The organism is Sphingomonas hankookensis (assembly GCF_001619955.1).
In the GTDB taxonomy this organism is placed as follows: domain Bacteria; phylum Pseudomonadota; class Alphaproteobacteria; order Sphingomonadales; family Sphingomonadaceae; genus Sphingomonas; species Sphingomonas hankookensis_A.
Genome location: NZ_LQQO01000005.1, coordinates 38,446 through 53,052, shown reverse-complemented (window position 1 = coordinate 53,052; position 14,607 = coordinate 38,446). Strand labels below are relative to the sequence as shown.

11 protein-coding genes are annotated in these 14,607 nt (G+C 69.2%); 4 read left to right on the top strand and 7 right to left on the bottom strand.

The features are described 5' to 3' along the window. Positions 1-5: 5 nt before the first annotated feature. Positions 6-410, bottom strand: a complete 405-nt coding sequence (locus tag AVT10_RS04390; protein ID WP_066688757.1) for a response regulator — start codon at positions 408-410, stop codon at positions 6-8. Next, a complete protein-coding gene (locus tag AVT10_RS04385) occupies positions 403-1,494 on the bottom strand; it encodes a GAF domain-containing protein (protein WP_066688755.1) in 1,092 nt (363 codons plus the stop codon). Before AVT10_RS04385 ends, AVT10_RS04390 begins: the two co-directional genes overlap by 8 nt. A 264-nt stretch (positions 1,495-1,758) precedes the next feature. Here AVT10_RS04385 and AVT10_RS04380 point away from each other — a divergent pair, with 264 nt between their 5' ends. Continuing rightward, a complete protein-coding gene (locus tag AVT10_RS04380) occupies positions 1,759-3,219 on the top strand; it encodes a DEAD/DEAH box helicase (protein ID WP_066688751.1) in 1,461 nt (486 codons plus the stop codon). A gap of 145 nt (positions 3,220-3,364) precedes the next feature. On the opposite strand, the gene AVT10_RS04375 is transcribed toward AVT10_RS04380, so the two are convergent. Continuing rightward, the gene (locus tag AVT10_RS04375) at positions 3,365-5,857 is read right to left on the bottom strand and encodes an ABC transporter permease (RefSeq protein WP_066688749.1); all 2,493 of its coding nucleotides are present in this window, start codon (positions 5,855-5,857) and stop codon (positions 3,365-3,367) included. A gap of 157 nt (positions 5,858-6,014) precedes the next feature. Continuing rightward, positions 6,015-6,710 (bottom strand): ABC transporter ATP-binding protein, encoded by a 696-nt coding sequence (locus AVT10_RS04370; RefSeq protein ID WP_066688745.1) that lies wholly within the window; start codon positions 6,708-6,710, stop codon positions 6,015-6,017. A 15-nt stretch (positions 6,711-6,725) separates the two neighbouring features. Between AVT10_RS04370 and AVT10_RS04365 the strand changes: the two genes are divergently transcribed. Next, a complete protein-coding gene (locus AVT10_RS04365) occupies positions 6,726-7,457 on the top strand; it encodes an arylesterase (protein ID WP_066688983.1) in 732 nt (243 codons plus the stop codon). 185 nt (positions 7,458-7,642) lie between these two features. Beyond that, positions 7,643-8,170, top strand: a complete 528-nt coding sequence (locus AVT10_RS04360; RefSeq protein ID WP_066688743.1) for a putative immunity protein — start codon at positions 7,643-7,645, stop codon at positions 8,168-8,170. Positions 8,171-8,231: 61 nt separating this feature from the next. Here AVT10_RS04360 and AVT10_RS04355 read toward each other — a convergent pair whose 3' ends face one another. Continuing rightward, the gene (locus AVT10_RS04355) at positions 8,232-9,413 is read right to left on the bottom strand and encodes a M24 family metallopeptidase (RefSeq protein ID WP_066688741.1); all 1,182 of its coding nucleotides are present in this window, start codon (positions 9,411-9,413) and stop codon (positions 8,232-8,234) included. Positions 9,414-9,522: 109 nt separating this feature from the next. On the opposite strand from AVT10_RS04355, the gene AVT10_RS04350 reads away from it, so the two are divergent. Continuing rightward, positions 9,523-10,977, top strand: coding sequence for a glycoside hydrolase family 125 protein (locus AVT10_RS04350; protein WP_198158496.1), 1,455 nt, complete (start codon positions 9,523-9,525; stop codon positions 10,975-10,977). A 170-nt stretch (positions 10,978-11,147) separates the two neighbouring features. On the opposite strand, the gene tagH is transcribed toward AVT10_RS04350, so the two are convergent. Both tagH and AVT10_RS04340 read right to left on the bottom strand, forming a co-directional pair. Further along, positions 11,148-12,563, bottom strand: coding sequence for a type VI secretion system-associated FHA domain protein TagH (gene tagH / locus AVT10_RS04345; protein WP_066688739.1), 1,416 nt, complete (start codon positions 12,561-12,563; stop codon positions 11,148-11,150). Beyond that, positions 12,560-14,605 (bottom strand): type VI secretion system Vgr family protein, encoded by a 2,046-nt coding sequence (locus AVT10_RS04340; RefSeq protein ID WP_066688734.1) that lies wholly within the window; start codon positions 14,603-14,605, stop codon positions 12,560-12,562. The genes tagH and AVT10_RS04340 overlap by 4 nt, the downstream gene beginning before the upstream one ends. Between the last annotated feature and the right edge of the window lie 2 nt (positions 14,606-14,607).

The following is a 14,607-nucleotide window of genomic DNA, read 5'->3' as shown; positions in this document are numbered from 1 at the left end:
CGCAACTAGTAAAAGCGCAACTCGGCCGGCACGCGTTCCGGTTCGCCGCCGTGCAGCCGGATCAACGCAGCCTCGATCACCCGCCCCAACGCGGCGGTGTGGAACGGCTTGGCGACGCAGCCCAGGATCAGCGGATGGTCGGAGCTGTCGGGGCAATTGCCGCTCAGGAACAGGCAGGGAATGCCGCGTTCCGCCAGCGTCGTCGCCACGTCGCGACCGCAATCGCCGCGCGCCAGCCGCACGTCGCACAGCGCCAGGTCGGGACGATCGGCATCGGCCAGCGCCAGCGCATCGGCGCGGGTATCGGCGATGCCGGTGACGACATGGCCGTGCAGGACCAGCGCGTCCTCGACCAGCATCGCGACCAGCGCTTCGTCCTCGACCAGCAGGATGCGCAAGGGGTCAGCCATAATGCGGCACCGGCACGGCGATGGTCAGCCGGTCGCCGCCGTCGCGCGCCACCTCGGCCCGCAGCTGCCGTGCCAGCCCGCGGACCAGCCGCCCCTCGTCCAGTGCCGGGCGCGCCGCTCCCATGCCCGGCCCGGTCAGCGTGATGCGCAGCAGATCGGCCGCCATGTCGATCGCGACATGGGTCACGATATCGGGATCGGCGGCTAGGAAGGCGTGGGTCAGCAGCGCGACCGCCGCCGCCTGTTCGACCGGCAGGGTCGGGGTGCCGCTCACCGTGACCTCGACCACTTCGTCGTCGCTGCGATCGACGAGCGATTCGATCAGCGCGGCGATATCGATCCGGCTCGGGCTGTCGGTCGCATAAAGCGGGCGATGCGCGGCGGCGAGCACTTCGAGCCGTTCGGCCGCCCCTGCCAGCGCGGTGCGCGCGGCATCGTCGCTGCTGTCCGCCGCGCCCAGCCGGACGACCGCCACCGCCGCCTGCAACGCGTTGCGTACGCGGTGGTTGAGTTCGCCCAGCAGCCGTTCGCGCGACGCGATCCCCTCGCGCAGCTCCGCCTCGATCTTCAGCCGGTATTTGGCCAGCGCGACATAATGGCAGATGGTGTGGAGGAAGGTCAGTTCGTCGGCGTCGAACTGATCGGTCCAGCGCCGCCCGAAGCCCAGCGTGCCGAGCAGTTCGCTGCCATGCACCAGCGGGGTACAGGCATAGGCGTCGATGCCCAGCAGGCGCACGAAATCGGTCAGCGGGTCGTCGGACGACTGGATGCCGAACGCCTGGATCGGGCGGCGCTGGCGCGCGGCGCAACCGCAGACTGCCTGACCCACGGCCAGTTCCGCGCCCGATGCCGCTTCCGCCTCGGTCAGTCCGGCATGGGCGACCAGCGTCAGCACTTCGCCGTCGAGCCGATAGTTGAAGAATACGTCGAGCCGCAGTTCCTCGGCGATCAGCGCGAAGAGGTCGTCGACCATCCCCGCCGGGTCCTCCGCCGCGAGCAGCCGGTCGGCGGCCTCGCCCAGCAGACGCAGGTGACGGCGGGGCAATTCTTCGACGGGAATGTCGGCCGATACGGTTTCGGACATGCGGTGCTTCTAGGCGCGAGAATCCGCCGTTGCCAGCGCGAATTGGCGGTGGCGTACAGCATCTTCTTGACCTGCGTCAGGGTTTCGCCTATTTGCCGCAGCGCAGCGACGCTTTTTCAGGCAGCGTGATCGGACCTTATGGTCTCGGCTCCGCGTCGCTTAACCCGGCTTCCCTAGTCACGCGGGTCGCAATTTTTTGCCCCGCCATCCGTGCGCCATTGTCGTCGGCGTCCACGGCTGCCGGACCTATTTGCAGGAACTGTCATGTCCTTCCAGTCGCTTGGCCTGTCGAAGTCGATCCTCGACGCGCTCGCCGCCAAGAATTACGAAACCCCCACCCCGATCCAGCGCGATGCCATCCCGCTCGTGCTCGAAGGGCGCGACCTGCTGGGCATCGCCCAGACCGGCACCGGCAAGACCGCCGCGTTCGTGCTGCCCTCGATCGACCTGTTGGTGAAGGCCAATGTCCGCCGCCGCCCGATGCGCTGCCGCATGCTGGTGCTGGCCCCGACCCGCGAACTGGTCAGCCAGATCGCCGACAATGCCCGCGCCTATGCCAAGCACAGTAAGCTGACCGTCGCGACCGTGTTCGGCGGCGTGCCGGTGCCGCGCAACATCCGCGATGTGGCGGCAGGCGTCGACATCCTCGTCGCGACGCCGGGCCGGTTGCTCGACCTGATCGACCAGAAGTGCCTGGGGCTGGGCGAGCTCGAGATCCTCGTCCTCGACGAAGCCGACCAGATGCTCGACCTGGGCTTCATCCACGCGCTGCGCCGCATCGTGTCGATGGTGCCGAAATCGCGCCAGACGCTGTTCTTCTCGGCGACGATGCCCAAGGACATTCGCGAGCTGGCCGACAAGTATCTGACCGATCCGGCGACCGTGCAGGTGACGCCGGTATCGTCGACCGCCGAACGCGTCGAGCAGTACGTTACCTTCGTCCAGCAGGCGGAGAAGCAGACGCTGCTGACCATGTTCTTCCGCAATACAAAGATTGACCGAGCCCTGGTATTCACCCGCACCAAACACGGCGCCGACCGCGTCGTGAAGCTGCTGGCGGCCAACGGCATCGCGTCGAACGCGATCCACGGCAACAAGTCGCAGCCGCAGCGTGAGCGGGCGCTGGCGGCGTTCCGCGACGGCACGGTGCCGATCCTGGTCGCCACCGACATCGCCGCGCGCGGCATCGACGTGTCGGGCGTCAGCCATGTGGTGAACTTCGAACTGCCCAACGTCTCGGAGCAGTACGTCCACCGCATCGGGCGCACCGCACGCGCGGGTGCGTCGGGTGTGGCGTTCAGCTTCTGCGCGGACGACGAGCGGCCGTACCTCAAGGGCATCGAGCGGCTGACCAAGCAGAAGGTCGAGGTCGTGCCGCTGCCCGACGATTTCCTGCAGCAGAGCGCGCAGATCAAGGCGAGCCGCGCGCCCTATGCCCCGGATCGGCCCGAGCGCCTGCCCAGCGAGCGCGGGCCCGCGCGGCCGCGTGCGACCCATGCCCATGGCGCCAAGCCGGTCCATGGTCGCGGCGGTCCGGTCGGCAATCCGGCACGCGGCGGCGGTCAGCCGCAGCGCGGTGAGGGGCAGGGCGGTGGCGGTCGTCCGCCGCGTGAAGCCGGTGCCGGCGGTGGCGGGCGTCCCGGTGGCGGTGGCCGTCCGGGTGGCGGCGGCGGTCGCGGCCGTGGCGGCCGTGGTCGCGGCGGCGCTCCGCGCGCAACGGCGTAATCCCAGACCCTCCCCGCCGTGCGGGGAGGGGGACCGCCGCGAAGCGGTGGTGGAGGGGGGGTGTCGGCGAAACGCGATCGTGCCGTATGCGGACCCCCCCCTCCACCAGCCTGCGGCTGGTCCCCCTCCCCGTGCCGGGGAGGAGTTACAGCTCCCTGAGCGCCCGCGCCGGCCGCGCGCTCAGGATCGGCAGCGCCCCCAACAACCCGATCCCCACCGTTACCCCGACCCCGACCGCCAGCGTCGCGGCGATCGCGCCGTAGTCGGGCAGCCAGTCGAACGCGAACAGCTCGACCACGACATACCAGGCGCCCGCAATCCCGATCGCCGCCGCCAGCGCGGCGAGGATGACCGCCAGCAGCAGATATTCCAGCGCCTGCGCCGCCAATATCTGTCCGCGCGTCGCGCCGAGCGTCTTCAGGATCACCGAATCATAGGTCCGCGTCTCGCGCGCGGCGGCGATCGCGCCGACCAGAACGGCGATGCCGGCAAGGATCGCGATGCCCGCTGCCGCTGCGATGGCGGTCGCCATCTGCGAGACGATGGTGCGGACCTGCCCGATCACCTCGCGCACCTCCACGACCGAGGTCGAGGGGAAGCCGGCGGACAGCGCGCGGACGACGTCGCGCTCGCGGCCCGGAGGCATGGTAATCGTCGCCGCGAGATTGTGCGGCACGTCGGACAGCGCGTTGGGGCTGAACACCATCACGAAATTGAAGCCCATCGTGTCCCACGCGATCTTGCGCAGCGAGGCGATGCGCGCGGTGCGTTCCTGTCCGGCGACGCTGATCGTGAGCGGATCGCCCAGCTTCAGGTCCAGCGCCTGCGCCATGCGTTCGTCGACCGAGACGAGCGGCGGGCCGGTATAGTCGGCCGGCCACCATGTGCCCGCGACCAGTTCGCTGCCCGGCGGGAGGGTGGCGGCGAAGGTCAGGCCGCGTTCGCCGCGCAGTGCCCAGGCGCCTTCGGGAATGGTCTTCAGGTCGGCGACGCGGGTGGTGCCATAGGCGGTGATGGTGCCGCGCATCAGGGGCACGGTCTGGACGTCGCCGTCGGGCTGGATGTTGGCGATGGTGTCGCGAAACGATGATTCGCGGGTCGGGGGCACGTCGAGGGCAAAAAGCGCGGGTGCGCGCGCCGGAACGGTCCGTTGGATGTTGGCGTCCAGGCTGGTGCGGATGGCGGCCAGCAGCACGAACAGGGTGAGGCCGAGGCCCAGCGCCACGACCAGCGCGCCGGTGCGGGCGCCGGGGCGGTGGAGCGCGGCCACGGCGAGGCGCCATAGTGGCCTGCGCGAGCGGGGCAGGCGGGCGGCCAGCCTGCGGATCAGCCAGCCAAGTGCCGACAATAGCAGGAGAAGTCCGCCCGCCGCGCCGAGGAATGCCGCGCCGAACCAAGGGCGTTCGCTAGTCGCGAGCACCAGCGCGACGATGCCGGCAAAGGCCGCGCCCATCCACGCCGCCGCCTTCCACCGGGGGGCGGAGCGCCCGTCATGGACCCCGCGCAGCAGCCCGGCGGCGGGCACCGCGCCTGCCGCCAACAACGGCGGGGCGGCAAAGGCCAGCGCGATCAGCAGGCCATAGGCGGCGGCCTGAACCAGCGGCAGCGGATGGATCGCGAAGGCCGGCGCGACCGGCAGGACATCGCCCGCCAGCGCCACGATCAGCGGCACGGCCGCGATTCCGATCGCCAGCCCGATCGCGATGCCGATGGCGGAAACGGCAACGATCTGAAGCAGATAGACCCGCGCGATCAGGCCGGAGGTGGCGCCCAGCACCTTTAGCGTGGCGATGCTGGAGCGACGGGTGGCGAGGTAGCTCGACACGCCGTTGCCGACCCCGATGCCGGCGATGACCAGCGCGGTCAGCCCGACCAGCACGAGGAATTCCCCCATCCGCGTCAGGAAGCGTTCGGCACCGGGCGAGGCGCGGTCGCGGGTGCGGCTGTCCCAGCCCTGCGCGGGATAACGCTTTGTAAATGCAGCGATAGCCTGCGCCGGATCGTAGCGGCTGGCGATGCGGTATTTGCTCTCGTACAGGCTGCCCGGCGCGATCAGGCCGGTGCGTTGTAGCCCGTCGAGCGACACCAATGCCACCGCGCCCAGCGTGAAGCCTTCGCTCAGCCGGTCGGGTTCGTCGGCGATGATCCCGGCGACGGTGAAGCACGCCGTGCCGTAGCGGACGGAACCGCCGACGCGCAGTTTCAGCCGTTCGACCAGTGCCGGTCCGACATAGGTCTCGGTCGGCGACAGCGGACGGGCGGCGCCGTTTTGCAGGGTGAGCGTGCCGTAGAGCGGATAGGCGGTGTCGACCGCCTTCAGCTCGATCGGGGCGGTCTGGCCGTCGAAGTTGACACCCATCGACTGCATGCGCAGCGTTTCGGACACGCGGCCGAGCTTCGCCATCGCCCGGCGCTCGGCGGGATCGGCGGGTCGCTGCGACACGGAGAGTTCGAGATCGCCGCCCAGCAGGCTCTGCCCGCGTGCGGCGAGTTCGCCGGTGATGGAGCGGGTAAGGCTGCCGATCGCCGCCAGCGCGCCGACGCCGAGGATCAGGCAGACGAGGAGGAGGCGCAGGCCGCGGAAGCGCGCGTCGAGTTCGCGGCGGGCGAACGTCCATGCGAGGCGCCAGTCGGTCATGCGGCGGCTTCACAAGGGTCTGCTTCACCGTATCCCCGCGCAGGCGGGAATCCAGAGCCGCCTAGACCACCGGTTGTTTTGCTTGGCTCTGGACCCCCGCCTACGCGGGGGTACGGGTTCGTTTTGAAACAGGTCGGAGCCTTTAGCACCGCGCCCGTCATACCCCGCTATCCCGCGCGATGCGGCCGTCGGCCAGTTCGACCACCCGGTCGCAGCGTTCGGCGAGCGCCGGGTCGTGGGTGATGACCAGCAGGGTCGCCTTGGTCGCGGCGCGGCGTTCGAACAGCAGGTCCATGATCGCATGGCCGGTCGCGCGGTCGAGATTGCCGGTCGGTTCGTCGGCGAAGACCAGCGCCGGCCGCCCGGCGAGCGCGCGGGCGATGGCCACGCGCTGCTGCTCGCCGCCCGACAGCTGCGTCGGATAATGGTGGAGGCGGTGGCCAAGGCCGACCGACGCCAGTTCGGCCTCGGCCCGCGCAAAGGCGTCGGCGACGCCGGCCAACTCCATCGGCACCGCGACATTTTCGAGCGCGGTCATGGTGGGGAGGAGGTGGAACGCCTGCAACACGATGCCGATCCGCCCCCGCCGGGCACGCGCCAGATCATCCTCGCCCATCGTGCCGAAATCGGCCCCGGCGACCCGCACCTGCCCGCCGCTCGCACGTTCGAGGCCGGAAAGGACCGCCATCAGCGACGACTTGCCCGAACCGGAGGCTCCCAAGAGTGCGACGCTGGTCCCTGAGGGGACGGCCAGGTCGATGCCGTGGAGAATGCGGGTGGCAGCGTCGCCGGTGCCCAGCGTCAGGGTGACACCGCGCGCGTCGATGACCATATCGTTCGAAACGGATTGCATGAAAGGTTGTCGCCGGTGACGAAGCAGGGACCCATATATGCTGGCGGCATCGCGCTTCTCCAAGGCGCTTTGCTGCTGTCGGGCTGTGGCGGGCCGGATTTGTCGGAAACGAACGACGCGACGGCGGTGAACGTCGCCACCGACGCGACTCCGATACCGGCCGGATCGCAGGCGCCGGTCGCGGGGCCGGAGCGGCTGGTGCTGGCGTTCGGCGACAGCCTGTATGCCGGCTACGGCCTCGGGCGCGGCGACAGCCTGCCCGACGACCTGCAGGACGCCTTGCGTGCCGACGGGATCAATGCGCGGGTGGTGAATGCCGGGATTTCGGGCGACACGAGTGCGGCGGGGCGGCAGCGGCTGGCCTTCACGCTCGACAAGCTCGACCGCAAGCCCGACCTCGTCCTGCTGGGGCTGGGCGGCAACGACCTGCTCAGGCAGATTCCGCCGGCCGAGACCCGGGCGAATTTCGTCTCTATGCTGGACGAACTCAAGAAGCGCGACATTCCGGTGGTGCTGACCGGCATGATGGTGCCGCCCAATCTGGGGCCGGACTATGCCGCGCAGTTCAACCGCATCTGGCCGGACCTGGCAAAGCAATATGACGCGACGCTCGATCCGTTCATCCTGGCCGGGGTCATCGGCAACCGGGCGCTGATGCTGCCCGACGGCATCCACCCGAATGCGCAAGGGGTCGACCGGATCGTGGCGCGGCTGGGCCCGGTGGTGGCGGGGCGGTTGCGGGGGTAGGGCTTCCCGTTTTGCCGTGCGGACCGGCGGTTGCGGGAATTTGGAAGCGAGAACAGGTTTTGGGAAATAACAACCCGCAGGCGGCCGTGAGCGCGACCGGCGCGGCCGGATTCTCGTTGTTGGTTCCCAATCGGGAATGAAGGGTGGGGCTTCAATGCTTGCCGAGGCGGGGGTATCTCCGGACTATGACAGATGTTGCGAGGGTCGATCTTGAGTTGAATGATTGCCGGGCGGTCGCGGGGTATGCGGCGCTGTGCGCTCATTCTGTCCTTTCGGTTTTCGAGCAACTGCACCCAAACGATCAGCGGCTGCACGATGCCATTGACGCCGCGCAACTGTTCGCGGGAGGCGCAAAACGAACCAAGGTCCTCCGGGACAGGGCTTGGTCTGCGTTACGGGCTGCGGGCGAAGCGGCCGAAAACGGCGAGATTGCTGCTAGCGAGGCAGCGCGGGCCGCCGTTGCGGCCGCCGGCGCTGCCTACCTGCATCCGCTGGCTAAGGCGACTCAGGTAAAGCACATTCTTGGATCGGCGGCTCATGCAGTGCGGGCAATCGAACTTATACGCCCGAGCAATGCGGAATTGCATTTAACGATGTTGGTTGGCCTCGCCACGTCGCAGGTGTCGGAGGTTCTCCGCCGCTATCCAGCCGCCCCTTCGAAAGGCGGTCGCATTGGCGAACTGGTTCGCGAGATCGACGCGGCGCTTCGTTGATCGGTATGTGACCAGCAGACGCAGATTTCCCGAAAATCGATCCTTTGCGGGAAACCCGCCCCTACCCGAACGGCCGGTCGATCGATGGCTGCGGCTGGGTGAACCACTGCGCGCCGGTGTCGGTGACGTGGAAATGATCCTCCAGCCGGATGCCGAATCGGTCGGGGACGACGATCATCGGTTCGTTGGAAAAGCACATGCCGGGCTGGAGCGGGGTCGTGTCGCCGCGCACCAGATAGGCGGGTTCGTGGATCGACAGGCCGATGCCATGGCCCGTGCGGTGCGGCAGGCCGGGCAGGCGGTAGTCGGGGCCGAGCCCTTCGCGTACCAGCACCGCGCGCGCGGCGGCGTCGACCGCTTGCGCCGGCACGCCGGGGGCGGCGGCGGCGAAGGCGGCGGCCTGTGCGGCATGTTCGATGTCCCAGATAGCGCGGATGTCGTCATCGACCGCACCGAAGGCATAGGTGCGGGTGATGTCGCTGTGATAGCCCTCCACCCGGCAACCGGTGTCGATCAGCACCAGTTCGCCTTCGTTCAGCGCGCGGTCGCCGGGCAGGCCGTGAGGAAAGGCGGTGGCGCGGCCGAACTGGACGATGCAGAAGGTGGAGCCCCCGCCGCCGATCGCGCGGTGCGCGTCGTCGATGAAGCGGACGACCTCGCTGGCGAGGATGCCGGGGCGCAGGATGCGGGCGGCGGCGGCGTGGACCGCCAGCGTCATGTCCTTGGCCTGTTGCAGCAGGGCGAGTTCGGCAGGCGACTTGATCCGGCGGCAGCCATCGATCGCGGGCGCGCCATCGGTCAGGGTCAGGCCATGGGCGGCCAGCTTCTGCCCCCAGGCGAAGGGCAGCAGCGGATCGACAGCCAGCGTCGCGCCGGCGGGAAGCGCATCGCGGACCAGCGCGGTCGGGTCCTCATCCTCCTCCCACAGCAGCAGGTCGGCGGCGATGGTCAGGTCCGCCTCCAGCGTGCCGCGCTCGAACGCCGGGCAGAGGATGCGCGGGCGACCGGTAACGGGCAGCAGCAGCGCGACCATCCGTTCGCTCGCCCCCCACGGAATCCCGGTGAAATAGCGCAGCGAATCGCCGGTATGGACCAGCAGCGCCTGCGCACTCGACGCTTCGGTCAGCGCGCGGGCACGCTCGATCCGGGCGAGGCGTTCGGCGGGGGTGATGGCGGGGGCGGGCGTGGCCCATGGGGCTATCGCCGCCAGTTGCTGCGCCGCGTTCGATCCGCCGATGGTCATGGTCCGCCCTTTCGATCCCGTTCCGCCTCGCTGTAGCGGCGCGCGCGCGGCATTGCCACGCCGGGTGCGCGTATCCTAGCTGGGCGCGACGCTATCGGAGACCGAATGCATGCTGACCGACCGCCGTACGATGATGATGCAGGGCGCGCTGCTGGGGGTCGGGCTGGCGAGCGGAGGGCTGGCCGGGGCGCAGAGCAAGGCCGCGTTTCCGAGCAGGCGCCCGGCGTCCGCCGACCGCCGCTTCGTCAGCAAGGCGGTCGAGCAGGAGATTGCGCGCGTCAGCCGTATGATCGCCGATCCGGAACTGGCGTGGCTGTTCGCCAACGCCTATCCCAACACGCTCGACACCACGGTGCGGATGGGGACGGTCGGCGGCAAGCCCGACAGCTTCGTCATCACCGGCGACATTCCCTGCCTGTGGCTGCGCGATTCGGCGGCGCAGGTGAAGTCGTACCTGCATCTGGCACCGCGCGACGCGAAGCTGCGCGAGCTGTTCCGCGGGCTGATCGCGCGGCATGCGCACAGCGTGCTGATCGACCCCTATGCCAACGCCTTCATGGAGGACCCGACCGCGCGGACGTCGCTGTCGTGGGCGAAGGAGGATGTGACCGAGATGAAGCCCGGCGTGGCCGAGCGGAAATGGGAGATCGATTCGCTGTGCTATTCGATGCGGCTGAGCCACGGATATTGGACGACGACGCGCGATGCGACGCCGTTCGATGCCGAGTGGTCGCAGGCGATGCGCGCGATCGTCCGCACCTTCCGCGAACAGCAGCGCAAGGACGGACCGGGCCCCTACAAGTTCCAGCGCGCCAGCCGCCAGCCGACCGAGACGCTGCTGGCCGGTTATGGCGCGCCGACGCGCAAGAACGGGATGATCCATTCGGGTTTCCGCCCGTCGGACGATGCCTGCCAGTATCTGCTGTTCGTGCCGGCCAATCTGTTCGCGGTGACGACGCTGCGCGAGATGGCACAGGTCGCGAACGAAGCGCGCAACGATGCGGCGCTGGCCAACGATGCGACCGCGCTGGCGAACGAGGTCGCGGCCGCCGTGGCGCAGCACGGGACGATGCGGCTGGCCGATGGCAGCGACGTATGGGCCTATGAAGTCGACGGCTATGGCAATGCGATCTTCATGGACGACGCCAATGTTCCGTCGCTGTCCAGCCTGGCATGGCTCGGCTGCGTGCCCGCGAGCGATGCGCGGTGGCAGCGGACCGCGAAGGCGGCGTGGAGCGAGGCGAACCCGTGGTTCTTCAAGGGGCGCGCGGGCGAGGGGATCGGCGGGCCGCATCAGGGGATGGACTATATCTGGCCGATGTCGCTGATCGTGCGGGGATTGAGCGCGACCGACGATGCGACGATCCTGCAATGCCTCGCCACGTTGAAGCGCACCCATGCGGGTACGGGCTTCATCCACGAGGCGTTCGAGAAGGACGATCCGGCGAAGTTCAGCCGCGACTGGTTCGCCTGGGCCAATGGCCTGTTCGGCGAGTTCATCCTGCATCTGGCGGCGACGAGGCCGAAGCTGTTGCAGGCGCCGCTGGAGAATGTCCGGGTCTGAGGGGGCACCATCATCGACTGCCGATCGGCATGCATGAAACCGTCGCCCCAGCGAAGGCTGGGGCCTCTTGCGGTTCCTGCTGCGCGCTACAACCGAGAGATCCCAGCCTTCGCTGGGATGACGCTCGGGTGAGGTCGATCAGGCTCCAAGAAGCGCGCACCCCCCCCCGATCACGGCCGTAGGCCCACACCCTGCGCGTTGTAGGCGTCGCGAAATTCCTTGGCGAACATGTCGAGGAACGCTTCGTCCGAGCCCTGCGCCACGCCGCCGAACTCGCGTTCATAGGCCTGCCACAGCGCGGCGTCGCGCGCCGAGGGGAGGACGCGTTCGAGCACGCCGCCGTCCTTGGCCCGCGCGCGGATCGCCGACGGCGCGAAGCGTTCGAGCGTGGTGCGCAGCGCCCCCTGCATCGCGCGCAGCGTCGCGACCTGATGCGATTGCAGGTCGCGAAACGCATCCTCGACCGCGCGGTCGGGGGGCATGAAACCGGGCTGTTCGGTGCCCAGCAGCATCGCCAGCGCATCGTCGGGGCTGCGCGCGAATTTCAGCGGGTTGTGGCCTTCGGGACTATAGGCGGTGGCCTCGGCCCCCAGTTGCGCCTTCGCCCGTGCGCGGGCCTCCAGCATCACCACCAGCCCTGCCACCAGCTTGCGGAACAGCAATGCGCCGCGTTCGGCGGCGTCGGGCGACAGCTTCGCCGGATCAAGCCCGAGCGCGGCGAGGAAGGCATCGCCGGCGCCGGTCGCAGGCGGCGGCGGGGGCGCGGCCGGCGTTGGAGTAGCCTGCGGGGCCGGTGGCGGCGGGTTGAGGCCCAACGGATCGCGTGGCGGTTCGACCGGCTGGCCGAAGCCCCCACGCGCCCAATCGACGACATTGCCCTCCGCGATGCGGCCCCACAGATCGTCGGGGGAGGGCGCGGGCGGGCGGTCGGGTGCGGCGCTGGACCAGGCGGAGGCCGGATCGGGCGCGGGCATCGCGCTGTCCCAGGTCGATACCACCGGCGCGGCGGGGGTGGCAGGGGCGGGCGCCGGCCAGCCCGATGCGCGCTCGGGCGGCGGACCCCAGCCGGTCGCCGGGGCGCGATGTGCTTCGGGGCGGGCGAGCGACGGGCCGGTCTGCGGTTGCCAGCCGGCATTGCCGCCGCTGCGGGTCGCGGCGGGGAGCGGGCCCCAGCCGGCGCTGGCCCCGCCGCCGGTGTCGGCGGGTGCCCAGCCGTCATGGGGCGAGGATGGAGCGGGCGGCGCGGTGTCGTTCCACCCGCTCCACCCGGTCGCCGCGCCGCCGGAATCGATCCGGGCGAGGATGGTGAACGGGCCGGCGGTGAAGCGGTCGCCGTCGCGGATCAGATGGTCGGGCGACACGCGCTGGCCGCTATCGGCCAGGAAGGTGCCGTTGGTACTGCGATCGGTCAGGCGATAGTCGCTGCCGTCGAAGCGGATGTCGAAATGGCGCGACGACAGATGCCGGGTCGGATCGGCCAGCATCCAGTCGCATCCCTCCGCCCGGCCGATCGTGGCGGAGCGACGGTCGATGGCGAGCGGCGCGGCGGTGGCGGGGCCGGCGACGACCGACAGGGTCAGCGTCATCGGCTGCCATCACCCGCCGCCGGGCCGAGCGCTTCGGGCGCGCCGAACGAACCGCCGCCATCGGGATTGATGTCGGTCCGCCCGCCATTCAGCAGCAGCGTGGCCGAACCATTGATCCGCGTGTCGGGCGCGTTGACGACCGCCTGATCGTTCGCCTGCACGTTGATCGTCGGCGACTGGATGGTGATGCTGTCGGGACCGATGGTGATCTTCGAATTCTTCACGCGGATGGTGATCGCCGTCTTGGATTCGATCGACAGCGCGCCATCGACCAGCAGGCCGTCGGTGCCGATGACATGCGTCTCGCGCTTGCCCTGCACCTCGGTCTTGCTGTCGCCGACGACGGTGCGGGTTTCGTTGCGACCGATGGTGCTGGTATCGTCGCGACCGATATTGGTGGTGCGGTCCAGCCCGACGCGACGGTCCTGGTTGTGGCCGACATGGCGCGATTCATCGAAGCGGACGCGGCTGTTCATGTCGCGCTCTGCATGGATGAACAGTTCCTCCTGCCCACCCTTGTCCTCGAACCGGATTTCGTTCGACGTGCGCGTCTGCCCGCTGTCGAGCGCCTCGGTCTCCGGATAGTCGCCCGATGCGCCATAGGTCAGCGTGCGCCACACCGCGCGCGTCTTGTTGGCGGGCAGGTCGTAGACCGGCATGTGCGACCGGTTGAACACGCGGCCCATCACGATCGGCCGGTCGGGATCGCCGTCGAGGAAATCTACCAGCACCTCGTGCCCGACGCGCGGCAGGATGACGTTGCCCAGCCCCCCGGTCTGCGACACGCGGATCCAGCAGGTCGATCGTTCGCCCGGCGTGTCGGCACGGTCCCAGGGGAAGCGGACCTTCACCCGGCCATATTCGTCGGTGTAGATCGTCTCGCCGGTCGGCCCGGTAACCATCGCGGTTTCGAGACCGGTGGTGCGGGGGCGCGGCGTCTGCGGCGGCGACTGGTACACGGTGTCGGCCGGGATCGCCTCGAACCGGACGTTGTACGGCTCCTCATCCTCCTGCTCGCCCGAGCGATAGGCTTCCGCGGCGATCGAATGGGTCGCGGCGATCACCATGTACGATCCGTTCAGCCGGTCGGCGGGATGATCGGCCACGTCGAGCCGCTGTCCGGTGGTGATGCCCGATGCCTGGCTGGTGCCGGTGAACACGCGACGGTTGGCGCGCTGTGCATCGAGCAGCGTCTGCCCACGCTCGCGCCCGACCTGTTCCTGGTCGCCGCGCCCGGTCTTTTCGCGGACATGGCGGCCGGGATAGACGAAGATTTCGCGGTCGTCGCGCGGGTGGCCGCCCTGTCCGGCGGACTCGCTGGCGAGCGGCTGGTCGGGCGATTCGAAGTCGTAGTCGCGCACCGTCACCCGTGCCTGCCCACTCGATGCGACGCGTTCGACCCAGCTCTGCAATATGTCGCGCGGGGCGTCGAAGCGGCTCTTCGAATTGGCGGTGAACACCGACATCGCGTTGGCATTGAAGCGCAGCTGCGGCGGGTTGCCCGGCTGGTGCGACGCCGGCCCCTCGCACAGCACCATCACGTGCCGGTCGGCATCGTGGCGGAAGAAATAGTAGATGCCTTCCTCTTCCATCAGCCGCGACACGAAGTCGAAATCGCTCTCGCGATACTGGACGGTATAGCCCCGCGTGATGCGCGGCTTGGCGAGGCGGGTATAGTCGACGTCCTGGATGCCGGCGCCCTCGATCACCTCCTGGATGATCTCGACCGCGGTCTTGTCCTGAAAGATCGCCATCTGGCGGTTCTGCGCCAGATAGTAGGTCCAGGGTTCGATGCGGAGCCGGTAATGATGGCCGTCGGGCTTTTCCTCGACATATTCGCCCGCCGTCACCAGGCCGTGGAAGCGGCGGAGCAGTTCGCCATCCTCCAGCACGGCGAGGCCGGCGGGCTTGCCGAGATGGGGATAGAGGTCGAGTTCGAGCGGCGAAATGATCGTCGCCTGTACCAGAAAGGGACGGCCGAGCCGTTCCTCGCTTTCGATCCGTTGCAGCACGACCTGTTCGTCGCCCACGTCGATCGACATCT